Here is a 20,347-nt window from a genome sequence, read left to right on the forward strand (position 1 = left end):
ATCACCGCCTCTCACCTATTAACCCGCGTGGAGCCGAAGCCCGCAACGGCTGCGTGCGCAGGGCCGAACCCTCATCCGATCAGCGCGTTCGCGCCAGCGACCGGTGTTGCCCCGCGACCACCCCGGGCCGATCGCCGGTCACTCCAGGTGTACGTGGCGGATGGTGGAATGGCCCTGACGCAGCGGCTCTAACCGCCGCAGCGAAGAAGCCCGGAGCGCGAACGCCCCGGGCCTCGTCGAGACTCGATCACAGGGGCTGGAGGCACCAGCCGCGATCGACGGTTGTGGTGAGGGATTCACGCATGGTAGCCATTCCGTCCCACTTGATGTAGGCGTGGTTTTCTGGTGGTGGCACCGGCCGCATGTACCCGTAGCGTCCCAGGGACCCGGTGTTGCCGGTCTGGGTGTAGTTGTGTCGTGACCCGATGATGAAAACCTTCGGGACGACCTCGTATAGATCCATCTCCGGATTGCCGCGCCGCCCGAAGATGTCGCTGGGGAAGACGGTGTTGCGGCCGGGATACATGTATTCCAGTCTTCCGTCGCGCAGGCTGACGAGTCGCACCGAGTGGGTGAAGGGGGATGGTGGTGTTCCGTTCGTGCGGAAGCAGAACACCCATCGGCCGTCGTTGTAGTTGGCGTAGTCCTGGTTGATGTACCCGCCGTCGCATCGTTCTCCCGGCTTGTCGCTGCGGGAGGTCCAGGCATCCAAGTAGGCGTTTTGCTCGGTGGATATGTAGTAGTAGGACAAGATCTCGACGGTGCGTGAGTACCGCCACCCTCCGCCCTCCAGTTGGTTGGCGAACGGCTGCAAATGCGTGGGCAAGGTTGTGGTGCAGCCGTCCAGAAGTTGGGGCAGTGTCAGCAGCCCGGATGGCAGGCTCGGAGCTTTCGCCTCGGCCGGCCGGTCGGTGATCTCGGAGATGGAGTCGGGTGAGTCGAAGCTGTCGAATGACTGGATCTTTTCTTCGTCGTTCACAGGAATTCTCCTTGCGTCGCGAGAAGTACGTCCCAACAACGTCATTCATGGGGGTGTCGAACCCCGGCCGGCCGACTCGAACCACATGGCCGACCCCGCACCATCGTGACCGACATCCCTCGCCACCACTGCCGGAATCTCGCAGAACAAACCGGCAAACCGGACATGAGCTGCCATCACCGCGCCGGGGCCCGGAAATTGCCCGCATACCGGAACGTCAGGTCCAGAGTGTCCGCTACCGCAACGCAACTCGATCCTGATCTTCTCCGAGCTGATGGATTCGCAGTCGCTGTTCCTGACCGCCAACGCCGACACCGTCTACTACCTCGGCTTCGTCGACCTCACCGGCGGCCCGATGGTGGTCGAAACCCCACCGGCATCACTGGGCATCTTCGACGACATGTGGTTCCAGTGGATCATCGACTTCGGACTCCCTGGCCCCGACCGCGGCGCGGGCGGCAAGTATCTGCTCGTTCCGCCCGGCTACGATGGCGCCCTGCCCGACAGCGGCTTCCACGTCGGGCGCTCCGGAACCCATCGCGCCCTGATCCTCGACCGATCGTTCCTGCAGGACAATGACCCCAAACCCACCGCCGATCTGGTCAAGAGCACCCTTGAAATCGCCTTCATTGCGGACGTCACCAATCATTCGGATCACTCGAGCGCGGCAACAGTTTTCCGCACCCCCTCGGCAGCCTCGCGCTCGGTCGGACCGGCAAAACGGTGTGGTGTTGCGGATCCGGCCAGCGACCAGTGTGGGCAGGGTGACCACGGCGAAGACGGCGGCCATACCGCGAATGGCACTGTCCGAAGCGCTATCGCCGTTCGGTCAGCGTTGCGATGACCGGGAACTTGGTGTTGAGGGTTAGCGCGGAAGTCGGGGTGAGGTCCGGGTTCTCGATGGTCAGCTCGAACCGCCTGACGATGGTCGAGAGCGCCAGCTGCATCTCCATCATCGCGAACGCGTTCCCGATGCAGAGGTGTCCGCCTGCGCCGAAGGGCAGGTACACGTTCCGGTCACGGGCGGCGACCGCGTCGGGGGTGAAGCGGTCTGGGTCGAAGGTGTCAGGCTGATCCCAACACTCGGGGTTGCGGTGTGCGTGGTAGTAGCTGAACAGCACCGAAGTGCCAGCCGGGATGTGGTAGCCCCCGATCTCATCGTCCTCGTCGGCGCGACGTTGTCCCATCCATACCGGCGGCTTGAGCCGCAACGCCTCCTCCAGCACCTGCTTGCCGTAGGACAGCGCGGGCAGGTCGGTCATGGTGGCGTGCCGGCCGGGCAACGCGCTGTCAACGTCATCGCACAGCCGCTGACGCACCTCCGGATGCAATTGCAGCAATAGCATGGCTGATGTAAGGGCCGAGGAGCTGGTCTCGTGACCGGCGAAGAGCATGGTGACGACCTCGTCGCGCAGCTCCCTGTCGGTGAGTTTCGAGTTGGTATCAGCTTCCGTGGCGTTCATGAGCATAGACAGCAGGCCATCGCTGTCAGTGTCGCGCAACTCGTCGATCACCGCGTAGACGATGGCATCCATCTCGCCGATCGCCCGCCAGAAGCGGCGGTGGCTCGGCGTCGGAAACTTCAAGGGGATCAAGGGCATCCGCACGAACTTCCCCAATTCGTCGTTCACTTTCTGCCCCGCGTGGGCGAAGCCGGTGACCTCCGGGCCGTGGGGATCCAATCCGAACAGCGCCCGCACCACGATCCGCAACGTGAGGTGGCTCATCTGCTCGCCGATGTTGATCGTCCGTCCGGCGTGGGCATGTTCGGCCCACTCGTCGCACATGGAGTCGATCTCGGCCACCATGATCTCGCTGAGCGCACTGATCTTCTTGTGGTGAAAGGCGGGTTGGGCGAGGCGCCGGTTGCGTCGCCACCGGTTGTGGTCGGCGATGGTCGCCAGTCCGCGCCCCGCGAACGGTTCCAAGATGTCGTACATCTGGGTCTCGCGGGTGAAGTTCGCCATGCGTTCCTGCAAGATGTACTTGATGTGGTGGGGATGGGTGATCCCGACCATGTTTCCGTTGACCAGTTGGAACTGAAAGACGTTGCCGTGCTGGGTCATAGAGTCGGAGAGAAACGTAATCGGGTCGGTAACGAAGCGCTTGGTATTGCGGAGGCGGCCCGTGACCATCGGGGGCATCCCACTGACGGCGGCGGACGTGGACGTGGACGTGGACGACATGACAGCAAGTAAAGCCGAGAGCGTCGATATCCGCCGCAAGATTAACGGGCGTGCCCAAAGGTGAACCCCCGCAACAGGATCCCGATCGTTGATACGCCAGTCTCCAGCTGGCCTTTCATCTCGCTCGAGATCTCCGGCATGAGCTCCGCGCCGAGGGTTATGGGATGGCCTCGAGCCACCATCCTTTGCGAATCACTCAGTGTCACAAAGGGGATGATCGCAGAGGGCGACGGCGGGTTCGACGTCGTCGTGGTGGCTGCTGGCTGGTGGTTTTCGGTGCCGTACGCAGTGCTCGCCAACAGTGCGACGGTCGTCACGGTATAGGTGATTGCGCGGCTGACCAGACCCAGTGGTTAGGGGCCGTTCGGCTGTGCGGGATCGGGATGCGGGCCGAGATGGGCGGCCGGCCATGTCTGCGGCCAGTGAGAGGTTCGTGCAGTTGCAGTGGACCGGCCATCCGCGCCGCAGCGACTACCGAGGTCGTGACAAAAGTCTGACGATGCGGGCGCGCCGAGCGAAAATTCTGTGGTGGGCAGGCAGGATCAGGCCATGACTTCAGCTTCGGTGCAGAACCACGTGATCGCCGTCGCGGCGCTCGCCGAACCTCGGGGCCTGCCGTGGGGAAGGGGCTGAGGCTCGGTGCGAGTACTGCTGACAGGTGCCGCCGGCTTCATCGGGTCCCATGTCCACAGTGGCCTGTCGGCGGCGGGCCACGAGGTGGTTGCCGTGGATGCGATGCTTTCCGCCGCGCACGGACCCGCTGCTGCTGTTCCGCATGGTGTGCGGCATGTGGACGTACGCAACCCTGACACCTTGGATGTGTTGCTGCGCGGCATCGACGTCGTATGCCATCAGGCCGCGGTCGTCGGAGCCGGCGTGAGCGCGCAGGATGCCCCGGGGTATGCCAGTCACAACGACTTCGGCACGGCGGTGGTGCTTGCGGCGATGGACCGGGCCGGGTGCCGCAAGCTGGTGCTCGCGTCGTCGATGGTCGTGTACGGCGAAGGCCGCTACTACGGCGAGCAATGTGGCGCTGTGGAAGTCGGCGTCCGCCGACGAGCGGACCTCGACGCGGGGATTTTCGATCATCGCTGCCAGGAGACCGGGGAGCTGCTCACGTGGGGTTCCGTCGGCGAGGATGCGCCCTTGCGACCACGAAGTCTGTATGCGGCAAGCAAACTGGCGCAAGAGAATTACGCGGCGGCCTGGGCGACCGCGACCGGTGCCTGCGTCACCGCGCTGCGGTATCACAACGTTTACGGCGACGGGATGCCGCGGGACACACCGTATTCCGGGGTCGCTGCGATATTCCGGTCGTCGCTAGAGGCGGGGCAGGCGCCGCAGGTGTACGAGGATGGTAGGCAGACCAGGGATTTCGTGGATGTCACCGATGTTGCCGCGGCGAACCTCGCTGCCGTGCAACAGCCGCTGCCGGGTTTCGTCGCGCTCAACATCTCCTCGGGCCGCCCGATCACGATTGGCGAAGTCGCCTCGGCGCTGGCCATCGCGCGTGGTGGCCCGGATCCTGTAGTCACCGGGCGGTACCGCGCCGCTGACGTCCGGCATATCGTGGCCGACCCTGATAGGGCAAGGCGCATTTTGGGGTTCGTCGCTCAGGTCGATCCGATCGAGGGCCTCACCCGGTTCGCGTCCGCGCCGCTGCGGGCCGCCGCCGGAGTCGGGGCACCGACGGTGTAGCGGTCAGCTCTCGGGCAGCGGTAGCCGGATCTCGAAACGGCAACCCTGGTCCCGGTTTTCGGCGGTGATGTCGCCGTGGTGGGCTTCGACCAGCCCGGCCGCGATGGCCAGCCCCATGCCGCTGCCAGTGGGGACACCCTCGGCAGCGACCGGGGAGCGTGCGGCGGTGCCGCGGTAGGCGACCTCGAAAATACGCGGCAGGTCCTGCTCCGCGATCCCCGGGCCGGTGTCCTCGACACGGGCCCAGGCGTGGCCGTCGCCGGTGCCCGCGGAGATCGCGACCCGGCCGCCGGGCGGGGTGTGGGCGATGGCGTTGGAGACGAGGTTGGTCAGGACACGACCGAGCGCATGGTCACTCGCGGCCACCACGATCTGCGAATCGGGTTGCTCCACACGCAGTGCCACCCGCGCGCGTTCGGCGGTCGGGCGATTCGCGGCGAGTACTTCGTCGATCAGCTCGCGCAGATCCACCGGCTCCAGTTCGAGCCGTAGTGCGCCCGCGTTGATCTTGGACATCTCGAACAGGTCGTCGACCATCCGTGAGAGTCGGTCGGTTTCGATGCCTATCTGTTCGGCGTAGCGCATGACATCGGGCCTGTCGGTGACGACACCGTCCGACAGCGCTTCGGCCATCGCGCGGATACCGGCCAGCGGTGTCCGCAGGTCATGGCTGACCCAGGCGACGAGTTCTCGTCGGGAGTGTTCGGCGGCTCGTTCTTGTTCGCGGATCTGCTTTTCCCAGACGGTTTTTCGTGCTTGTTCGCGGCCGAGCACTACTGCCGCAGGTACCGTCACTGCTGCGACGACGGCAAGGACGATGGCGGTGCGCTGAAGTTCATGGGTGAACATCAATCCACTGACGCCGATAATGCCCGCGAGCGTCGAGAGGGTCGGGATCAGCACGAGCACGGCCATGCTGGTGGTCAGGGAGCGGTTGCTGGTTGCGCGCAGAATCAGGGCGCCGATCACGACTACCGGCACCGAACAGGCCAGTGCGTAAGCGATGAGCTGGGTGGCGTCCTCAGGCATCACCGACCGCCGGTCTCGGCGCGATTGCGTGCCCACGCATACCCGCGTCCCCACACCGTTTCGATGCGGTGCCGACAGCCGAGTTTGGCGCGTAGCCGCTTGATATGCACTGTGACGGTGGACAAGTCGCCGAAGTCCCAGCCCCAGACCTGCGCGAGCAGCTCCTCGCGGCTGAACACCCGTCGCGGATTGCGAAGGAGAAATACCAGCAGGTCGAACTCACGCGGGGTCAGCTCGACCGGCATCCGGTCGATGAGCGCCAGCCGCAATGCCGTGCGCACCTCGATAGCCCCGTCGCGCAGGATGGCTTGCTCGGTGTCCGGTTGTTGCTGTGATCTGCGCAGCACGGAGGAGACCCGCAGTGCAAGCTCGCGCGGACTGAACGGCTTGGTGACATAGTCGTCGGCCCCGGCCTCCAGGCCCAGGACCCGATCGTCCTCGTCGCCGAGCGCGGTGAGCAGGATAATCGGTGTGTGCGGGCGTGGTCCGGACCGCACTTCGCGGCAGATATCGATGCCGTCGGGTGCCGGCATCATCACATCGAGCACGGCGAGCTCGATTTCGCGCTCACCGGTGTCGGCCAGCGCGGCCGATGTGGCGGGGCCGTCAGCGGTTTCGATGACCGTGTGCCCGTCGCGTTCGAGGTAGCGTCGCACCACGTCTCGAACTACGGGGTCGTCGTCTGCGATCAGAATGCACATGCTGTCACCAATTCGTCAGGATTGTGTGAGCGATGAGAAGCGTGCCGAGCGCCTGGACTGTGAGCCAAGCACGGCCGGTGGATTTCGGCAGGAACGCGGTCGCGGTGAGCACCCAGATATCGAATGGTAGCCAGATGCGTTCTGTCTCGGCTTTGCTCAGTCCGCTCGCGTCCGCGACCAGAATCGCGCACACGCCCGCGAGCACCAACAGCGCGGTGGGATCGAGTGCCCGCAGCGTAGTTCGGGACACTGCTCGGTGCACCGCCGCCGCGGTCGCGAGGCCGACCGCGCACACCGTCGCGGCGAGGTTGCCCCACCACCAGTACGCGAAGGGGCGCTCGGAGGCGATGCCTTGGTAATAGCGTTGCACGACAAGGTGATAGCCGTCCAACCACCAGAATCCGGCGGAGGTGAAGGTGAGAGCGACGAGCAGTGCGCCACCGAGGGTGGAGAGCAGTGGACGGAGGGTCCTGGCGGCGATGAGGACCGCAACCGCGGGTAGCGCCATCAGCACCAGGCCGTAGCTGAGGAAGGCACCGAAACCGAACAGGAGCCCCGCCGTGACGGCGGCAATCGGCCGACCGGCGGGCCGGGTGGCCAGAGCGAACAGTGCCACCGCCCAAGCGGTCACCCCGGCGAACATCGCATCGGCCGACACCGCCAGCCACAGCGCGGCCGGTGCCAGCGCGAGGAACGGCAGTGCGGCGCGGGCTCGGTCTTCGGCGTCGAGTGCTCGCAGCGTGACCGCGACCGCCACTGCGGCGCTGCACCCGATCAGCAGGCACGCGGTTCCCGCCCACGCACCGCCGCTGAGACCGATTCGGTCCAACAGCACGAAGAACACCAGTGCGCCCGGTGGGTGGCCTGAGACGTGGGTGGTCCATGAGTCCGGCTGGAAGTCCAAGATCCGGCTCGAGAACCCGCGCAGCATCGCCGGAATGTCGGTGACGCCGCCGACCTCATGGAGGTATTCGTTGGAATCGGTGAGTCGGCCGGTGAATCCGCGTTGCCAGCCGTCGACCATGGCCAGCGAGAATGCCCACACCATCGCCGTCAGCCAAGCCAGCGCAAGCAGTCGCCGCCACGGAAGACGCGCGGTCAGCTCGGGGCCGTACATCACGACGGCGATGGCGACGGCGATGGCGGGAAAGCTGCCTGGGCCGATATGTGGAAGCCAGTTGCCGAAGAGCGGAGCCGCGCCCGCGTAGAGCGAACGACGCCACTGTTCGCTAGCGATTTGCGGAACCAGGAACGCGGCACCGACAAGCACGGCAGCCGAGCCTGTGCCGATGATGTCGCCGCGTATTCCGGATCGGGGCCGGGAAGCGGCCACAGTGAGGTCCTGCACGATTCTCACCATAGATCCGCAATGGCCGATCCAGCTGCTGGTCTGGTCGCCGTCATCGTTTCGTCACAGGTTTTTCGACCTATCGGCCGACGGTGAGGCTTAGCGTCGAAACCATGACAAATGCGCTGGACAATCCGGGCGGAGTCACCGTGGTGATCCCATGCCGGGACGAAGCTGAAGCATTGCCGGACGTGTTGGCGGCCATGCCGGCCGGCTACCACGTGCTGGTCGTCGACAACGGCTCGACCGATGCGACGGCGGCGGTGGCCAGGGTTCGCGGGGCGAGGGTCGTGTCCGAAGACCGGCCGGGATACGGTGCCGCGGTCCAAGCCGGGATCGCCGCAGCGACCACTGAGCTGGTCGCGGTCCTCGACGGCGACGGCTCGATGGACCCCGGCGAGTTGCCGGGACTTGTCGACCTGATGCACAGCGGCGCCGACCTCGCGGTAGGTCGGCGTGTCCCGGTGGAATCCGGTGTCTGGCCGTGGCACGCGCGCCTGGGCAACCGGCTGATAGCGCGTCGGCTGCGCCGCAAGTACGGACTGCCCGTGCATGATATCGCCGCGATGCGGGTGGCCCGCCGGACGGCGATGTTGTCGCTCGGGCCGTTGCACAATCGCTGCGGGTACCCCCTCGAGCTGCTCATCGGCGCAGCAGGAGCGGGCTGGAAAATCGTTGAGCGCGACATCAGTTACCGGCCGCGTACCGGAGGGATCTCCAAAGTGTCCGGTTCATGGCGCGGATCCCTGCACGCCACCCGCGACTTCCTGGCGGTCCTCCGATGACCGTGTGCGACGCGACCACGCAGCAGGTGACCCTGCTGGTGATCGCGAAGGCGCCGATCGCCGGTTATGCCAAGACCCGGCTGACGCCGCCGTTGACGCCGCAGGAGGCGGCCGAGGTCGCGGCGGCCTCGTTGCTCGACACGCTCGATTCGGTACTGCACAGCTGTGTCGCCCATCGCGTGGTTGCGTTCACCGGGGATCTGGCCGCCGCGGAACGGCGGGAGAAATTGGCAAGGGCACTGGGCGAATTCGAGATCGTGCCGCAGCGCGGAGCGAGCTTCGGCACACGGCTGGCCAACGCGCACGCTGACGCCGCCCGCCACGGGCTGCCCGTACTGCAGATCGGGATGGATACCCCACAGGTCGGTGCCGAGGTATTGACCCGAGCAGCCCGCGACCTGATCGCCTGCGACGACTCCGTGCTCGGCCCTGCCGAGGACGGTGGCTGGTGGGCACTCGGTCTGTCCATGCCGCAGGCCGCACGAACTCTCATCGACGTGCCGATGTCGACCGCACGAACTGGACATCTGACCCGGAAAGCTTTGCAGTACTGCGGTAATCGAGTGCAGATGCTTCCTACATTCGCCGACGTGGACACCTTCGACGACGCACTGCGGGTGGCCGCCACCACCGATGGGTCCTTTGCCGAGGTCATGGCTGAGCTGCGCCATCGAAGTGTGGCGCTGCGATGAGCACGATGGACACCGAACTGTTCGACGAGGCGCTGACCGGTGCGGACTGCTGGGTGCGCACCGCCGACGGGCCCCGGCGTCGACTACCCGCCCGGCAGTGGCTGGGGATGGCCGACGCCGACTTCGCCAACCGGTACGCAGACACCGCGCTGACCTGTTGTTGTGACGGTCCGACCATCGACATCGGCTGCGGACCCGGGCGTCTGGTGGCCGCGCTGCTGCGGCGTGGTGTCGTCGCACTCGGGGTCGATATCTCGCCCATGGCAGTCGAGGTCAGTCGGTTCCGCGGTGCTCCCGCGCTTCGACGGGATCTGTTCGGGCCGCTGCCGGGCTCGGGGCGGTGGGCATATGCGATCCTGGCCGACGGCAACATCGGCATCGGCGGCGACCCGATTCGCATCCTGACCCGCGCCAAGAACCTCCTCGCCCGCGACGGAGTCGCGATCGTCGAATTCGCAAGACCCGGAACCGGAATGGTGACTCGTACCATCCGACTGGAGACGCGAACCCGAGCCGGGGAATGGTTCCCATGGGCGCGCGTCGGCATCGACCTCGTCGACGAGGTCGCCGCTGCTGCCGAGCTGCGTGTGCTGGCCACCGCGAACGTCTACGGTCGGCACATCGCTTGGCTGCATCGCGGCGAAACTCCCACGTCGAGGACGCCGCCGCGATGAACACGCGGACCAGCACAGGCGCAGGTTCCTCGACCGCACGTGGACCTGAGATCGTTGCCAGAGTCGGTATCGCGCTCGGAGCGGCCGTGCTCGTGTGCTTCGTGACCGGACTGCTCAGCCATTGGATCCAACATCCACCCCATTGGTTCTGGTGGCCCGCGAACCCGGCATGGCTGTATCGACTCACCCAGGGTCTGCATGTGATCTCGGGAGTAGCGGCGATCCCGTTATTGCTGGTGAAGCTGTGGGCGGTGTACCCGAGGCTGTTCCAGCGGCCGCTGATCGGACCACCCTTGCGTGCGCTCGAACGCGGCTCGATCGCCCTGCTGGTGGGGGCGACGATCTTCCAACTGTCGACCGGGCTGCTGAACACCGCGCAGTACTACCCATGGAAGTTCTTCTTCCCCACCACCCACTATGCGATGGCCTACGTCGTGGTCGGCGCACTGGCGGTGCACCTGGCCGTCAAGCTGCCGGTGATACGAAAGGCATTGAGCCGTCCAGTCGACTCCGATCCAGACACCCCGAGCGCATCGCCCGCGGATACCTCTGGACACCACCGAGTTTCACGCCGCGTGGTGCTGGTTGCCGCAGGGTTGTCAGCGACTGCCGCGACCCTGGCCGTTGCCGGTCAGACGGTGCCATTCCTGCGGTGGGCCGCGGTCCTGGCACCACGCAGTGGGCAAGGGCCGCAGGGAGTTCCGGTCAACCGTTCCGCGAAGGCGGCCGGGATCAGTGAACACGCCCGTGCGCTCGACTACCGGTTGACCGTCATAGTCGGTGACCAGCGGCGCGGCTTCAGCCGAGCCGAGTTACTCGCACTGCCCCAGGCCAGCGCTCGACTTCCGATCGCCTGCGTCGAAGGCTGGAGCGCCTCGGCCGACTGGTCCGGCGTCCGCCTGCGTGACCTGCTCGCCGCAGTCGGTGCCTACCGTGGTGGCGATGTCCGTTTCACCTCACTCGAACGTGGCGGCCTCTACAACAGTTCGCTTCTCCCGCAACGACATGCGGTCGACACCAACACCCTGGTGGCTTTGTCGCTGAACGGTGAAACCCTTGATCTCGACCACGGGTATCCCTGCCGCTTGATCGCTCCCAACCGCCCTGGCGTGCTGCAGACGAAATGGCTGTCCGCGATCGAGGTGCTGACATGACTGCGGTGCGCGTGCTGTTATTGCTGGCCGGTCTGTGGCTGGGGTGGTACGGACTGTCCTTGCTGCTGGACCTGAGCACCCCCGATCTGCTGTCTGTCGCGGTGTGGTTCACCGGTGGAATCTTGCTGCACGACGCGGTTTTCGCGCCGTTGTGCGCAGCGGTCGGGATAGCCGCGCGGCGCATTCTTCCGCGCGCATGGTGGGCGGCAGGCGCGTGCGGTGCGGTGTGCACGGTCGCGCTGGTGCTGATCGCCGCGCCTGTGCTCAGGCGCGGTCATGCGATGCCCGACAACCCCACCGTTCTCGACCGCGACTACATGGCCGGGTTCATCGTCGCGGTGGTCATCGTATGGGCACTGGTTGTCCTTGCCGAGATCATTCGACGGCGGATCGACAAAGGAACACCGCGATGAACTACACACTGTGCCCGCATCATGGAGAAGAACGGCGTCCAGGTTCCCATAACCGTGTCGTCGACCACGACATCGCGACCGGGGTCCGGCCGGACATGATCGAACACGGGTGGACCACCGACGCGTGGCTCGCGCTGGGTTCAGCAACAATTACGGCACGGTGCACTTCGACCGGGCAATCCTTTACGGCGCCGCCGCACCGGAATCGTGGGGTCTGGGTCTGATTCCGTCGAGCACGGTGCGGATGACTTCGCCCACGAAGGCCTCGTCGATGGGGGCGTGGCCATGCAGCATCCGGTGATAGACCGGGCCGTAAAGCAGGTCCAGTGTGACTTCGATCCTGGTGTCGGCGGGTATCTCGCCGCGGGCGATGGCCCGTTGCAGGATCAGTTGCCCCTGGTCTCGGCGGTGTTCGACGAAACGGGTCCGGTACTCGAGGGCGAAGTCCGGCTTCATCCGCACCTCGGCGAGCAGGCCTGCGAGGGCGCGGCCATATGGGCGGCGCGCCGCCAGTGCCGCCCATGGGTACAGCAGGTGTCGCAGGTCTTGTCGCAGCGATCCGGTGTCGGCGGCGGACGGACTCGTGGCCCACTCCTGATATAGAGCGTCCATGGCGAGGGTCTCCTTGGTCGGCCACCAGCGGTAGATGGTCGCCTTGCTGACTCCGGCCACCGCTGCGACCGCGTCCATGCTCATGGCGGTCAGTCCGCGTTCGAGCAGAAGATCTACGGTTGCTTCCAGGATGGCCTGGCGCGCCCTCTCGCTGCGCGGCCGTCCACGCCGGAACGTTGTGGTTTCAGTGCTCATTCGTGCCTGCTTGTGACGGCGTCGTGGCGGTATCGATCCAGTGGGACCCGAGCGCGCGCCGGATCGTCACGATCGACTCCGCATCCTGCTGCGGGCCCCACCCGAACTTCCAATCCCCGCCCGCGATAGCCCACGCGCCGCACCCGACGCGCGTGATCTCCATACCGGTAGATCCCAACTGCGTGGTCGGCATCGTCTCGGTTTCCATGACACCTCCAGGGTGGTCGAACCTATGGTTACTGTAAAAACAGTACTCTTAGTTTCGTAAATATCCGTGTGAGTCGATGCTCATCTCTTCCCGTGCTGCTATCTGCTGGGGTTTATGGGGGACTTCATGCCTTGACTTCAGCCCGGAAGCCAAGTGATCGTAGGCTGGTTTCACCGATACTGCCAGTCTTGTAACTCGGTAAATTGCCACGGTCGACCGTCATAACGCCAAAAGTGTGTGGGTGTACGTGTCGCCGGGCGTCGTCGAGAGTGGTGGTGTCCGCAAGCTATCGGCAAAAGCAGTCGCGTGTGATAGCAGATGGATATAGTCGCGGGGTGGTGTGGGAGGGATCGCTGATTGTGCGGGAAGGCGTGGCCTGCGTAGACGAACAAGTGTCAGCAGAGAAGGTCGGTGGTAGGTATGGCAAAGGGGTCGGATGAATCGGCAGCGGACGGCGACAACGCCAGCACCGGCAACGCTGATCGGATGAACCGTCGCACCGCGCTCGGCGCGGGTGCGGTCGCGCTCGGAGCCGGTGCCGTCGGCGCGGGAGCGGTGGTCGCGGCCACCGGCTTCGGTGCTGAACCCGAGCATCTGCCGGTAGCCGCTGAGGTCGACAACAACCTCGCTCGGTCCTCGCATCTGTTCAAACTCACCTCGTCGGAAAAGGACGAATACAACGGTGGCTATCTGCAGGGGGCGACCGAGGAGAGCTTTCCGGTACTGCTGGGCCAGCAGGGGGCGGTGTACTTCGTCCGGCTCGAGGTGGGCGGCATGCGGGAGCCGCACTGGCACCCGACCGCATGGGAGTTGAATTTCATAGTCTCTGGTCGGGCGAAATGGACCATCCTCGGCACTCATCCAGGCGGCGCCTACCGCAACGACGTCTTCGAAGCAGATCAAGGTGACCTGGTCTTCGCGCCGCAGGGCTATTTCCACTACTTCGAGAACGCCCACACCGACATGCCGCTGGAGGTGCTGATCGTCTTCAACACCAGCGCAAAAGAACCCAACGACGACATCGGCATCGTCGGCGCGCTCAACTCGTTGCCTCGTGACGTGCTCGCCACCGCCTTCGGGATTCCGGTTTCCGCCTTTGACCAGGTGCCGTATGAGATGAAGCCGGTCGTGATCACCCGTCGTCGGTAGGAGCTCGGCCGCGGCCAAGCCGTTCGGAGGCCCGGCCCGCAGTCCGCATGGGTCGATCCGGCGGAGTCCGTAAGTTGAATTGTCGGCGGAGTAGGGAGGATGAGCATGGCTGGGAACGAAGTGTCGACAGATGCAAAAGCCGTGGTTCGCCGTAACACCGAGCTGGTGCAGGGCGGTGGGGATTTCGCGCTCTTCGAGGACCTTTTCGCCGACGACTTCATTGATCACACACCGCAGCCTGGCACGACGCCCGACAAGGACGGTGTGCGGAAGCTGTATGGGGCATTGCGCCGCGCTTTCCCCGACTTCTCTGCCAGCATCCATTGGCAGACCGTCGAGGGTGAGGTGGTGACCACCTTCAAGACGTACTCCGGAACACACCGTGGCGAGTTCCTCGGTGTGGCCCCCACCGGCCGCCGTGTCGAGTTCGAGACGGTCGATGCGATGCGTGTGCGCGAGGGGAAGATTACCGAGCATTGGGGCGTGGCGAATCTGTTCTCGGCAATGCAGCAGATCGGCGCAGTGCCCCCCATCGAATCGGCATGAAGAGCATGGAAGACAGTGCGGTTCGCGCGCAACGGTGGTCGAAACTGGTATCGGCCTTTCGCTGATTTCGAGGCTCACCCGTCCGAGCGGGCTGCTTTGGCGTAGCGGCGGGCCAACTGCCCGAAGGCGGTTTCGAGTTCCGGCGGGCCGATGACCTCGATGTCGGCGTCGAATCTGCCGAGGGCGGCGGCCAGTGCCGGCCAGGACCATGAGCCGAGGACGAGCCGGCAGCGGTCGGGGGCGAGTTCTTCGACGAGTCCCTCGTGGATGTAGTCGAGGACGGTGGCGGCGGGTAGATCGAGGATCACCTCGCCGCGGCAGGGCCAGCCTCCGGAGTCGGTGGAGCCTTGGAATCTGTTGGTAACGAAGGTGATTACGTCTCCGCCGGGGAGTTCGCGCGGGGTGAATCGGGGACCCGTGGGGGTGCGGGGGGCGATTCGGTCGGCGCGAAAGGTGCGCCAGTCGTCGCGGTCGAGGTCCCAGGCGACGAGGTACCAGCGCCCGCCCCATGTGACGAGGTGGTGGGGCTGCACTCGGCGCGGTGGGGTTGCGGCGCTGTCGCTTTCGGCCGTCTGTGTGGACGCATACTCGAAGCGCAGCACTTCTCGGGCGTGGGCGGCGGCGCTGAGCGCCGCGAGCACGCTGCTGTCGGCCTGTGGGTTCGCGGTCTCGACGGGAGTGACTTGGAAGGTGTCGATGCGGCGGCGCAGCCGTGCGGGCATGACCTGCCGGACCGTGGTCAGCGCGCGCATTGCGGCTTCCTCGATCCCGGCACCGCTGGTGATAGCGATCTGGAGTGCGACCGCGAGGGCGACGGCCTGCTCGTCGTCGAACAGCAAGGGCGGCAATTCCGTTCCTGCGTCAAGCCGATATCCGCCATCCGGTCCTTTGATCGCCGCTATTGGATACCCGAGCTCACGCAGGCGATCGACATCGCGGCGTACGGTGCGCGGACTGATTTCCAGCCGCTCGGCCAACAGCGCGCCCGGCCAATCCCGGTGCGCCTGCAGCAGTGAGAGCAAAGACAGCAGGCGCGCTGAGGTTTTCGGCATAGCTCTCATATTGCCTCGAGTAGCGGACACTTCCTGTCCTCTTCCCCTGCGACCGTTGACTCGTACCTGACAACAACGACTACCCGGGAGCCTCTATGAGCATCAACACCGTCACCCACATCAACCTGCGGGGCAACGCCCGAGCCGCCCTCGAGTTCTACCGATCTGTTTTCGGCGGAGACCTGCTCGCGGTCACCTATGCCGACGCCGGGAACATTCAGCACCCAGACGATGCCGATCAAGTGATGTGGGGCCAGGTCGCATCCCCCGACGGCTTCCACATCATGGCCTACGACGTCCCCGCCTCCATGCCCTGGACCCAAGGTGAGAACTCGTACTTCGTGTCGGCCCGTGGTGAGTCGGCCGACGAGATGGTCCCTTATTGGGAGCGGCTCAGCGAAGGGGCAAACATTATCCGACCTCTCGCACCGGCGGGCTGGGCACCCCTGTACGGGATGCTTCAGGATCGGTTCGGTGTGGTGTGGGTCCTCGACGTTGTCGCCGAGTACAGCCTGCCCTGAGTGGCTCTCCTCACCGGCCTACCGGCAGCTCGGCCGCTGCGGATCAGCTGTTGCCGTCGTGGTTCATGCAGAACTTCACCGGCGATCACCTCGTCGCGATGGGGGTGCGTGCCGGTGAAATCATCACTGCCACCGGCGATGCTCGCGTCGCGTTCATCGATGCGGGCGATATCGCGGCCGTCGCCGGGCATGCGCTGCTGGATGCGATCCCACACAACACCGAACACATTCTGACCGGAGTGCGGCGGATCGAAGGATTCGCCATTTGATCACGCTATCTGTCACCGTGGCCGCAATACTGACGTCATGGCGACAGTCGTGGCTCTGCATGCCCACCCAGACGACGAGATCATCCTGACCGGCGGCACCCTGGCGAAACTGGCCCACACCGGCCACCGCACGGTCATCGTCGTCGCATCCGACGGACAGTTCGACGGTGCCGTCGCGCCGCGGCTGCGGGAATTGCAGGCCAGCGCACGGGTTCGGATACAAGATCGGACCGTGTCCGCTGTCCGCGTAGCCGAGGTGTTCGACCCTGGACACGCCGAGAACTTCGGCCCGGACGAACAATGTTCGTCCGGGCGGACGTCGATGAGGCCGCTGAACGCTTGGCATCGATCCTCGTGGAAGAACGCCCGGATGTGCTGCTGAGCTATGACCGCAACGGTGGATACGGTCACCCCGATCATGTCCGGGTCCACGAAGTCGGCGCCCTGTCCGCGAAAACGGCCGGCGTCAGACGGGTGCTGAACGCGACACTGCCTCGGGAGCTGTTCCTGGGGCTGACCGCTCCGGCCCGCTGGCTCGGCTATGACGCCACCGCGATCCGCAACGGTTACACCGCTCGCGCGGACATCACTCACCGGATCGACGTCGGAGCGTTCGCGGCACAACGGATGAGTGCACTGGCTGAGCACCGGTCCATCCTCGAAGGCCGTGGCCGTTTCGCCAGGATCGCCCGAGCCTTGCGCCGCATTCCCACACCGATTCAGGCACAGCTTTTCCGGTGGGAATGGTTTGCTGAGGAAGGACTCCGCCCCGCCGCGTCCGGCCCGCTCGATGACCTCTTCGCCCGCCCGACCTCTGCGGCCGGCTGAGACCCAGCACACCAGCTCCGACCGAAGCTGACGATCTCGACCTGGCTGAGTGACGTTGCTGCCGAAGTAGCGGAACAGCGAACGTTGCGAAATGCTTGCCTCGCGAGCGATCTGGGCAATGGTCGTCAGTCTCCTGGGACGCCGCCGGGGACACGGTCGGCGTGGGTGACCTCGCCGCGCCAGGTCGAGCAGTGCTACCTCGATATCGGCAAGGCCCTGGCCCAGATCGGTGGCAGTTTCGACGACATCGCGAATCTGACTGCCTACGTGGTGGATTGGACTCTCGACAAAATGCCCACGCTCGGCGAGGGCATCGCCCGAGCGTCTGCCCAGCTGGGGATCGCCGCGGCTCCACCGGCCACACTGCTGGGCGTCGCGGCGCTGGACATACCCGCCCACCTGATCGAGGTCACGGCAACCGCGATCCTGGACTGAGGCCGGTGTGCGGCTGATCTCCGCGGTAGAGCTCGGCGGCGGTGTGGGTGAATGCTCGGATCAGCGGGCGATGGTCGTGTTTCCTGATGGCGAGTACGAGATCGCTGCGTGGCATATCGGCCAGCGGGACCGCCACCAGACCGTCCGGCAGTGGGTGCGACAGCGGTGTGAGGCCGACGGTGCCGTTCCAGAGCACGACTTGCAGGCATTCGTTGGCGGTGCGCACGACCGGTCCGTCACTGCCGTGGCTGTTCGGTGGTGTCCAGAATGCGCGCCACAATGGATCAGTGTCGGCGGGGAGCCGGAACCATCGCCGATCGCTGAGCTCGCTCGGGTGCAGCTGCTCTCGGGTCGCGAGCGGGTCGTCGGCGCGCAGTACCACCCCGATCGGATCCGACCGGAGCACATGAACGGTGAGCCCCGTCAGGTCGAACGGTGCTCGTGTGAGTGCCACATCCACTGTGCTGGAACGTAATCCGGCGGTCGGGTCGGTGAAGTCGGCGTCGCGGATATGGATCCGTACGTGGGGGTGACGCTGCCGGTAGGCGTCCGCCAACCGGGTTACGGATTGCTCGGCGCTGTCGGTCAGGGTGCCGATGGTCAGCGTCGCGGGACCGGCCGCGGCGGTGGTTCGCGCGCGGATCTGTTCGGCGCGAGCCAGCAGTGATTGCGCGTCCTCGTACAGGCTGACCCCGGCCGGAGTGAGCGTCACTCCCGTCGAAGAGCGGTGCAGCAGCTCGCAATCGAGGTCGAGTTCGAGCTGTTTGATGGCTCGGCTCAGCGGTGGCTGGGTCATGTGGAGCCGGGCGGCGGCCCGCCCGAAATGTAGTTCTTCGGCGACAGTCACGAAGTAGCGCAGGGTCCGCAGCTCCATCCTGCGCACGATACCCCGCACTATTTGCCATGGATACGTCATGCGCCCGATAGCACCCGTCCGAGCAGCGCCGATACCTGGGTGGTATCGGTCGAACGTAAGAGGTCTTGGACTGTCCGCATCGGTTGGCGCTGAACTGGATGCGACAGCACCGACCCCAGATACCTACAAAGACTTAGGATCCGAAATGACAGCGTCGTTCGCCTTGCCCGACCCCGTCGTCGAGCTCACCGATATTCACGAGCTGGCCGCAGACCTGGTGGTCATCGGCGACCGGAGGGTTCCGCTCGTGCCGAATGTCGGCATCATCGGCGGTCGAGAGGCGGTCCTGGTGGTGGAAACCGGCATGGGCCCTTCCAATGCCGAAACCGTGCTGAGGTTCGCCGCCGACTATGCCCAAGGTCGTCGCCTGTACCTGACCACGACACACTTCCATCCCGAGCACGCGTTCGGAGCCCATAGCTTCGCCGGTGCCGCGACCTACCTGGTGAACCGGGCACAAGCCGACGATCTGAGATACAAGGGCGCGGCCTACCTCGAAATGTTCCGCGGGCTGGGCGAATCGGTGGCCCGGCGCCTCGACGGCGTGCAGCTGCCGGAACCGGATGTCGTCTACGACCGCACCTACGACCTGGACCTGGGTGGCAGGATCGTGCGGATGCGCGGCATCGGCCGTGCACACAGCAAAGGCGACCAGGTCGTCGAACTGCCCGAAGAGGGCGTCCTGTTCACCGGCGATCTTGTCGAGGCCGCCCAGTTCGCGATCTTCCCGTGGTTCCCACCCCATGACACCGACGTCTCCGGTGTGGGATGGATCGCCGTAATGGACCGGCTCGCGGCCACGCGGCCACGCCTCGTCGTACCCGGCCATGGCGACATCGGTGGCCCTCAGCTGCTCACCGATGTCGGCGATTACCTGCGTTTGCTGCGCGACGAAACCTGGATTCGGCGCGACTGTGCACTGAGCGAAGACACTATCGCCGAAGAGGTTTCGGCACTGATGATCGAGCAACATCCGGAATGGTCCGGGCGGGAATGGATTCGCAACGGCGTCGGCTGCTTCTGCGCTGCGCATCGCACCGGCGACAACTGAGGTCGGTAGCCCCGAGATCGAGTCGACGACCGAGATCTATCCGCAGTCCGTTTGACCGACGCGTCGCGACGGCGGACTCAATGCATTTGCTTCCCTTGGGTGTTCGCGATGGGTTGTCGGCCGCCTCTGGATCGTGGCTGTAAGAGCTATTCAGGTCGATGCGTCTGCGGAGGTTTCGGGGAATCGGCGTTGGATGTGGTCGATGTAGCCGCGGACCGCGACGAGCTCGGCGGTGAGCTCCGGCCCTGAGGCGGGCTTCGATCTGTGCGCGCGTTGGATTTGGGGCGCTAGCTCGCATGCTCGAACTTCGAGGGTTCGGACGAAGATTCGTGCTCGAGCGATCTCGGGATCCTCGGTCATTCGGTACTCGGCGCAGCTTGAGCACGAAACCTGGCCTATACCAGCAACTTGCAGAATACCACCCGATTTTCGGTGAATGCTATGGCGACCCGGTGTGACCATGTCGATCGACGAGGTTGTCCGCCGCGACTGTGCCGCCGGTGGTAGCGATGCTGCCAGTCTCAGAGCCTTTTCATCTTCGATTGAGGGCGCTCTGCACTGCATCGCTGGTGTAGGACACGAATCTGCGGTGGTCGCGGATCCGGCGCCCACCCCACACGCTCAGCGCTATCGCGAGGCTCAGGTGCAGGATGTAGGCGGTGTAGACCATCAGCGGGCCATAGTCGCTAGCCCACCCTATCGTCAGCGGCAGGAAGGCCAACCCGGCGCCGATCAGCATCATTCCCAGTGCCAGGGCTGGTATTCCCAGTGGTGCGAGTTCGTCATCGATTCTGCGCTGCCGCGACAGCTGTCGACTACGGGCGACGGCCCGGCTCTGGTCGCCGATGACGGTAAAGGCATCGAATGAATGGATGGAAGCTCTGGTGACCATGATGTTCTCCAAGC

General features: G+C 65.2%; 25 protein-coding genes and 1 pseudogene. 16 read left to right on the forward strand and 10 right to left on the reverse strand.

The features are described 5' to 3' along the window. Window positions 1-247: 247 nt before the first annotated feature. On the reverse strand, window positions 248-979 hold the full coding sequence (locus OHQ90_RS18435; protein WP_328412111.1) for a hypothetical protein: 732 nt from the start codon (window positions 977-979) through the stop codon (window positions 248-250). A 274-nt stretch (window positions 980-1,253) separates the two neighbouring features. On the opposite strand from OHQ90_RS18435, the gene OHQ90_RS18440 reads away from it, so the two are divergent. After that, window positions 1,254-1,823, forward strand: coding sequence for a DUF1254 domain-containing protein (locus tag OHQ90_RS18440; RefSeq protein ID WP_328412113.1), 570 nt, complete (start codon window positions 1,254-1,256; stop codon window positions 1,821-1,823). Here the strand turns inward: OHQ90_RS18440 and OHQ90_RS18445 are convergent. Then, complete coding sequence (locus tag OHQ90_RS18445) at window positions 1,795-3,165, reverse strand: cytochrome P450 (RefSeq protein ID WP_328412114.1); 1,371 nt, start codon at window positions 3,163-3,165, stop codon at window positions 1,795-1,797. The two genes, OHQ90_RS18440 and OHQ90_RS18445, sit on opposite strands and share 29 nt — an antisense overlap. 639 nt (window positions 3,166-3,804) lie before the next feature. Here OHQ90_RS18445 and OHQ90_RS18450 point away from each other — a divergent pair. Then, window positions 3,805-4,863 (forward strand): NAD-dependent epimerase/dehydratase family protein, encoded by a 1,059-nt coding sequence (locus OHQ90_RS18450; RefSeq protein WP_328412115.1) that lies wholly within the window; start codon window positions 3,805-3,807, stop codon window positions 4,861-4,863. 3 nt (window positions 4,864-4,866) lie between these two features. On the opposite strand, the gene OHQ90_RS18455 is transcribed toward OHQ90_RS18450, so the two are convergent. Genes OHQ90_RS18455 through OHQ90_RS18465 form a run of 3 tightly spaced genes read right to left on the reverse strand, consistent with a single transcriptional unit; the run spans window position 4,867 to window position 7,953 of the window. Beyond that, entirely contained in the window at window positions 4,867-5,892 is a 1,026-nt protein-coding gene (locus OHQ90_RS18455) for a sensor histidine kinase (RefSeq protein WP_328412117.1), read from the reverse strand. Further along, window positions 5,892-6,593 (reverse strand): response regulator transcription factor, encoded by a 702-nt coding sequence (locus OHQ90_RS18460; RefSeq protein WP_328412119.1) that lies wholly within the window; start codon window positions 6,591-6,593, stop codon window positions 5,892-5,894. Before OHQ90_RS18460 ends, OHQ90_RS18455 begins: the two co-directional genes overlap by 1 nt. 4 nt (window positions 6,594-6,597) lie before the next feature. After that, entirely contained in the window at window positions 6,598-7,953 is a 1,356-nt protein-coding gene (locus OHQ90_RS18465; RefSeq protein WP_442941428.1) for a hypothetical protein, read from the reverse strand. Window positions 7,954-8,054: 101 nt separating this feature from the next. On the opposite strand from OHQ90_RS18465, the gene OHQ90_RS18470 reads away from it, so the two are divergent. The 6 genes and pseudogenes from OHQ90_RS18470 to OHQ90_RS18495 all read left to right on the forward strand — a co-directional run. Continuing rightward, window positions 8,055-8,726, forward strand: coding sequence for a glycosyltransferase family 2 protein (locus OHQ90_RS18470; RefSeq protein ID WP_328412123.1), 672 nt, complete (start codon window positions 8,055-8,057; stop codon window positions 8,724-8,726). Then, window positions 8,723-9,418: a TIGR04282 family arsenosugar biosynthesis glycosyltransferase gene (locus OHQ90_RS18475; RefSeq protein WP_328412125.1), complete on the forward strand. Its 696-nt coding sequence runs from the start codon at window positions 8,723-8,725 to the stop codon at window positions 9,416-9,418. Before OHQ90_RS18470 ends, OHQ90_RS18475 begins: the two co-directional genes overlap by 4 nt. Further along, on the forward strand, window positions 9,415-10,092 hold the full coding sequence (locus OHQ90_RS18480) for a class I SAM-dependent methyltransferase (RefSeq protein ID WP_328412127.1): 678 nt from the start codon (window positions 9,415-9,417) through the stop codon (window positions 10,090-10,092). Before OHQ90_RS18475 ends, OHQ90_RS18480 begins: the two co-directional genes overlap by 4 nt. After that, complete coding sequence (locus OHQ90_RS18485; RefSeq protein ID WP_328412129.1) at window positions 10,089-11,246, forward strand: molybdopterin-dependent oxidoreductase; 1,158 nt, start codon at window positions 10,089-10,091, stop codon at window positions 11,244-11,246. The genes OHQ90_RS18480 and OHQ90_RS18485 overlap by 4 nt, the downstream gene beginning before the upstream one ends. Continuing rightward, on the forward strand, window positions 11,243-11,659 hold the full coding sequence (locus OHQ90_RS18490; protein ID WP_328412131.1) for a hypothetical protein: 417 nt from the start codon (window positions 11,243-11,245) through the stop codon (window positions 11,657-11,659). Before OHQ90_RS18485 ends, OHQ90_RS18490 begins: the two co-directional genes overlap by 4 nt. Before the next feature lie 18 nt (window positions 11,660-11,677). Continuing rightward, window positions 11,678-11,796 (forward strand): annotated as a pseudogene (locus OHQ90_RS18495) (flavodoxin family protein); the annotation flags it as partial. 46 nt (window positions 11,797-11,842) lie between these two features. Here OHQ90_RS18495 and OHQ90_RS18500 read toward each other — a convergent pair. After that, window positions 11,843-12,466, reverse strand: a complete 624-nt coding sequence (locus tag OHQ90_RS18500) for a TetR/AcrR family transcriptional regulator (RefSeq protein ID WP_328412133.1) — start codon at window positions 12,464-12,466, stop codon at window positions 11,843-11,845. After that, window positions 12,456-12,674, reverse strand: a complete 219-nt coding sequence (locus OHQ90_RS18505; RefSeq protein WP_328412135.1) for a hypothetical protein — start codon at window positions 12,672-12,674, stop codon at window positions 12,456-12,458. Before OHQ90_RS18505 ends, OHQ90_RS18500 begins: the two co-directional genes overlap by 11 nt. A gap of 420 nt (window positions 12,675-13,094) precedes the next feature. Between OHQ90_RS18505 and OHQ90_RS18510 the strand changes: the two genes are divergently transcribed. Further along, on the forward strand, window positions 13,095-13,823 hold the full coding sequence (locus OHQ90_RS18510; protein ID WP_328412137.1) for a cupin domain-containing protein: 729 nt from the start codon (window positions 13,095-13,097) through the stop codon (window positions 13,821-13,823). A 105-nt stretch (window positions 13,824-13,928) separates the two neighbouring features. Next, window positions 13,929-14,369 (forward strand): ester cyclase, encoded by a 441-nt coding sequence (locus tag OHQ90_RS18515; RefSeq protein WP_328412138.1) that lies wholly within the window; start codon window positions 13,929-13,931, stop codon window positions 14,367-14,369. Window positions 14,370-14,443: 74 nt separating this feature from the next. Here OHQ90_RS18515 and OHQ90_RS18520 read toward each other — a convergent pair whose 3' ends face one another. Then, window positions 14,444-15,421, reverse strand: coding sequence for a helix-turn-helix transcriptional regulator (locus OHQ90_RS18520; RefSeq protein ID WP_328412139.1), 978 nt, complete (start codon window positions 15,419-15,421; stop codon window positions 14,444-14,446). A 95-nt stretch (window positions 15,422-15,516) separates the two neighbouring features. Here OHQ90_RS18520 and OHQ90_RS18525 point away from each other — a divergent pair, with 95 nt between their 5' ends. The 5 genes from OHQ90_RS18525 to OHQ90_RS18545 all read left to right on the forward strand — a co-directional run bounded on the left by OHQ90_RS18525 (window position 15,517) and on the right by OHQ90_RS18545 (window position 17,474). After that, the gene (locus OHQ90_RS18525) at window positions 15,517-15,942 is read left to right on the forward strand and encodes a VOC family protein (protein ID WP_328412141.1); all 426 of its coding nucleotides are present in this window, start codon (window positions 15,517-15,519) and stop codon (window positions 15,940-15,942) included. Between the two features lie 50 nt (window positions 15,943-15,992). Next, a complete protein-coding gene (locus OHQ90_RS18530) occupies window positions 15,993-16,211 on the forward strand; it encodes a hypothetical protein (RefSeq protein ID WP_328412143.1) in 219 nt (72 codons plus the stop codon). 37 nt (window positions 16,212-16,248) lie between these two features. After that, window positions 16,249-16,593, forward strand: a complete 345-nt coding sequence (locus tag OHQ90_RS18535; protein WP_328412145.1) for a PIG-L deacetylase family protein — start codon at window positions 16,249-16,251, stop codon at window positions 16,591-16,593. Beyond that, on the forward strand, window positions 16,551-17,039 hold the full coding sequence (locus OHQ90_RS18540; RefSeq protein WP_328412147.1) for a hypothetical protein: 489 nt from the start codon (window positions 16,551-16,553) through the stop codon (window positions 17,037-17,039). The genes OHQ90_RS18535 and OHQ90_RS18540 overlap by 43 nt, the downstream gene beginning before the upstream one ends. Before the next feature lie 165 nt (window positions 17,040-17,204). Continuing rightward, entirely contained in the window at window positions 17,205-17,474 is a 270-nt protein-coding gene (locus tag OHQ90_RS18545; protein ID WP_328412149.1) for a RidA family protein, read from the forward strand. On the opposite strand, the gene OHQ90_RS18550 is transcribed toward OHQ90_RS18545, so the two are convergent. Further along, window positions 17,449-18,348, reverse strand: a complete 900-nt coding sequence (locus OHQ90_RS18550) for a LysR family transcriptional regulator (protein ID WP_328412151.1) — start codon at window positions 18,346-18,348, stop codon at window positions 17,449-17,451. The two genes, OHQ90_RS18545 and OHQ90_RS18550, sit on opposite strands and share 26 nt — an antisense overlap. 187 nt (window positions 18,349-18,535) lie before the next feature. Between OHQ90_RS18550 and OHQ90_RS18555 the strand changes: the two genes are divergently transcribed. Next, window positions 18,536-19,441 (forward strand): MBL fold metallo-hydrolase, encoded by a 906-nt coding sequence (locus OHQ90_RS18555; RefSeq protein WP_328412153.1) that lies wholly within the window; start codon window positions 18,536-18,538, stop codon window positions 19,439-19,441. A 532-nt stretch (window positions 19,442-19,973) separates the two neighbouring features. Here OHQ90_RS18555 and OHQ90_RS18560 read toward each other — a convergent pair. Beyond that, window positions 19,974-20,333, reverse strand: coding sequence for a hypothetical protein (locus tag OHQ90_RS18560; protein ID WP_328412155.1), 360 nt, complete (start codon window positions 20,331-20,333; stop codon window positions 19,974-19,976). Window positions 20,334-20,347: the final 14 nt, after the last annotated feature.

Source organism: Nocardia sp. NBC_00403, from assembly GCF_036046055.1.
GTDB lineage: Bacteria > Actinomycetota > Actinomycetes > Mycobacteriales > Mycobacteriaceae > Nocardia.

Excerpts from the sequence above, each read along its gene's own strand:
- OHQ90_RS18520 (WP_328412139.1), bottom strand. The coding sequence starts at position 15,421 with ATGCCGAAAACCTCAGCGCGCCTGCTGTCTTTGCTCTCACTGCTGCAG.
- OHQ90_RS18525 (WP_328412141.1), top strand. The coding sequence starts at position 15,517 with ATGAGCATCAACACCGTCACCCACATCAACCTGCGGGGCAACGCCCGA.
- OHQ90_RS18440 (WP_328412113.1), top strand. The coding sequence starts at position 1,254 with ATGGATTCGCAGTCGCTGTTCCTGACCGCCAACGCCGACACCGTCTAC.
- OHQ90_RS18460 (WP_328412119.1), bottom strand. The coding sequence starts at position 6,593 with ATGTGCATTCTGATCGCAGACGACGACCCCGTAGTTCGAGACGTGGTG.
- OHQ90_RS18470 (WP_328412123.1), top strand. The coding sequence starts at position 8,055 with ATGACAAATGCGCTGGACAATCCGGGCGGAGTCACCGTGGTGATCCCA.
- OHQ90_RS18455 (WP_328412117.1), bottom strand. The coding sequence starts at position 5,892 with ATGCCTGAGGACGCCACCCAGCTCATCGCTTACGCACTGGCCTGTTCG.
- OHQ90_RS18500 (WP_328412133.1), bottom strand. The coding sequence starts at position 12,466 with ATGAGCACTGAAACCACAACGTTCCGGCGTGGACGGCCGCGCAGCGAG.
- OHQ90_RS18475 (WP_328412125.1), top strand. The coding sequence starts at position 8,723 with ATGACCGTGTGCGACGCGACCACGCAGCAGGTGACCCTGCTGGTGATC.
- OHQ90_RS18505 (WP_328412135.1), bottom strand. The coding sequence starts at position 12,674 with ATGGAAACCGAGACGATGCCGACCACGCAGTTGGGATCTACCGGTATG.
- OHQ90_RS18560 (WP_328412155.1), bottom strand. The coding sequence starts at position 20,333 with ATGGTCACCAGAGCTTCCATCCATTCATTCGATGCCTTTACCGTCATC.
- OHQ90_RS18490 (WP_328412131.1), top strand. The coding sequence starts at position 11,243 with ATGACTGCGGTGCGCGTGCTGTTATTGCTGGCCGGTCTGTGGCTGGGG.
- OHQ90_RS18515 (WP_328412138.1), top strand. The coding sequence starts at position 13,929 with ATGGCTGGGAACGAAGTGTCGACAGATGCAAAAGCCGTGGTTCGCCGT.
- OHQ90_RS18480 (WP_328412127.1), top strand. The coding sequence starts at position 9,415 with ATGAGCACGATGGACACCGAACTGTTCGACGAGGCGCTGACCGGTGCG.
- OHQ90_RS18535 (WP_328412145.1), top strand. The coding sequence starts at position 16,249 with ATGGCGACAGTCGTGGCTCTGCATGCCCACCCAGACGACGAGATCATC.
- OHQ90_RS18445 (WP_328412114.1), bottom strand. The coding sequence starts at position 3,165 with ATGTCGTCCACGTCCACGTCCACGTCCGCCGCCGTCAGTGGGATGCCC.
- OHQ90_RS18465 (WP_442941428.1), bottom strand. The coding sequence starts at position 7,953 with ATGGTGAGAATCGTGCAGGACCTCACTGTGGCCGCTTCCCGGCCCCGA.
- OHQ90_RS18510 (WP_328412137.1), top strand. The coding sequence starts at position 13,095 with ATGGCAAAGGGGTCGGATGAATCGGCAGCGGACGGCGACAACGCCAGC.
- OHQ90_RS18485 (WP_328412129.1), top strand. The coding sequence starts at position 10,089 with ATGAACACGCGGACCAGCACAGGCGCAGGTTCCTCGACCGCACGTGGA.
- OHQ90_RS18550 (WP_328412151.1), bottom strand. The coding sequence starts at position 18,348 with ATGGAGCTGCGGACCCTGCGCTACTTCGTGACTGTCGCCGAAGAACTA.
- OHQ90_RS18555 (WP_328412153.1), top strand. The coding sequence starts at position 18,536 with ATGACAGCGTCGTTCGCCTTGCCCGACCCCGTCGTCGAGCTCACCGAT.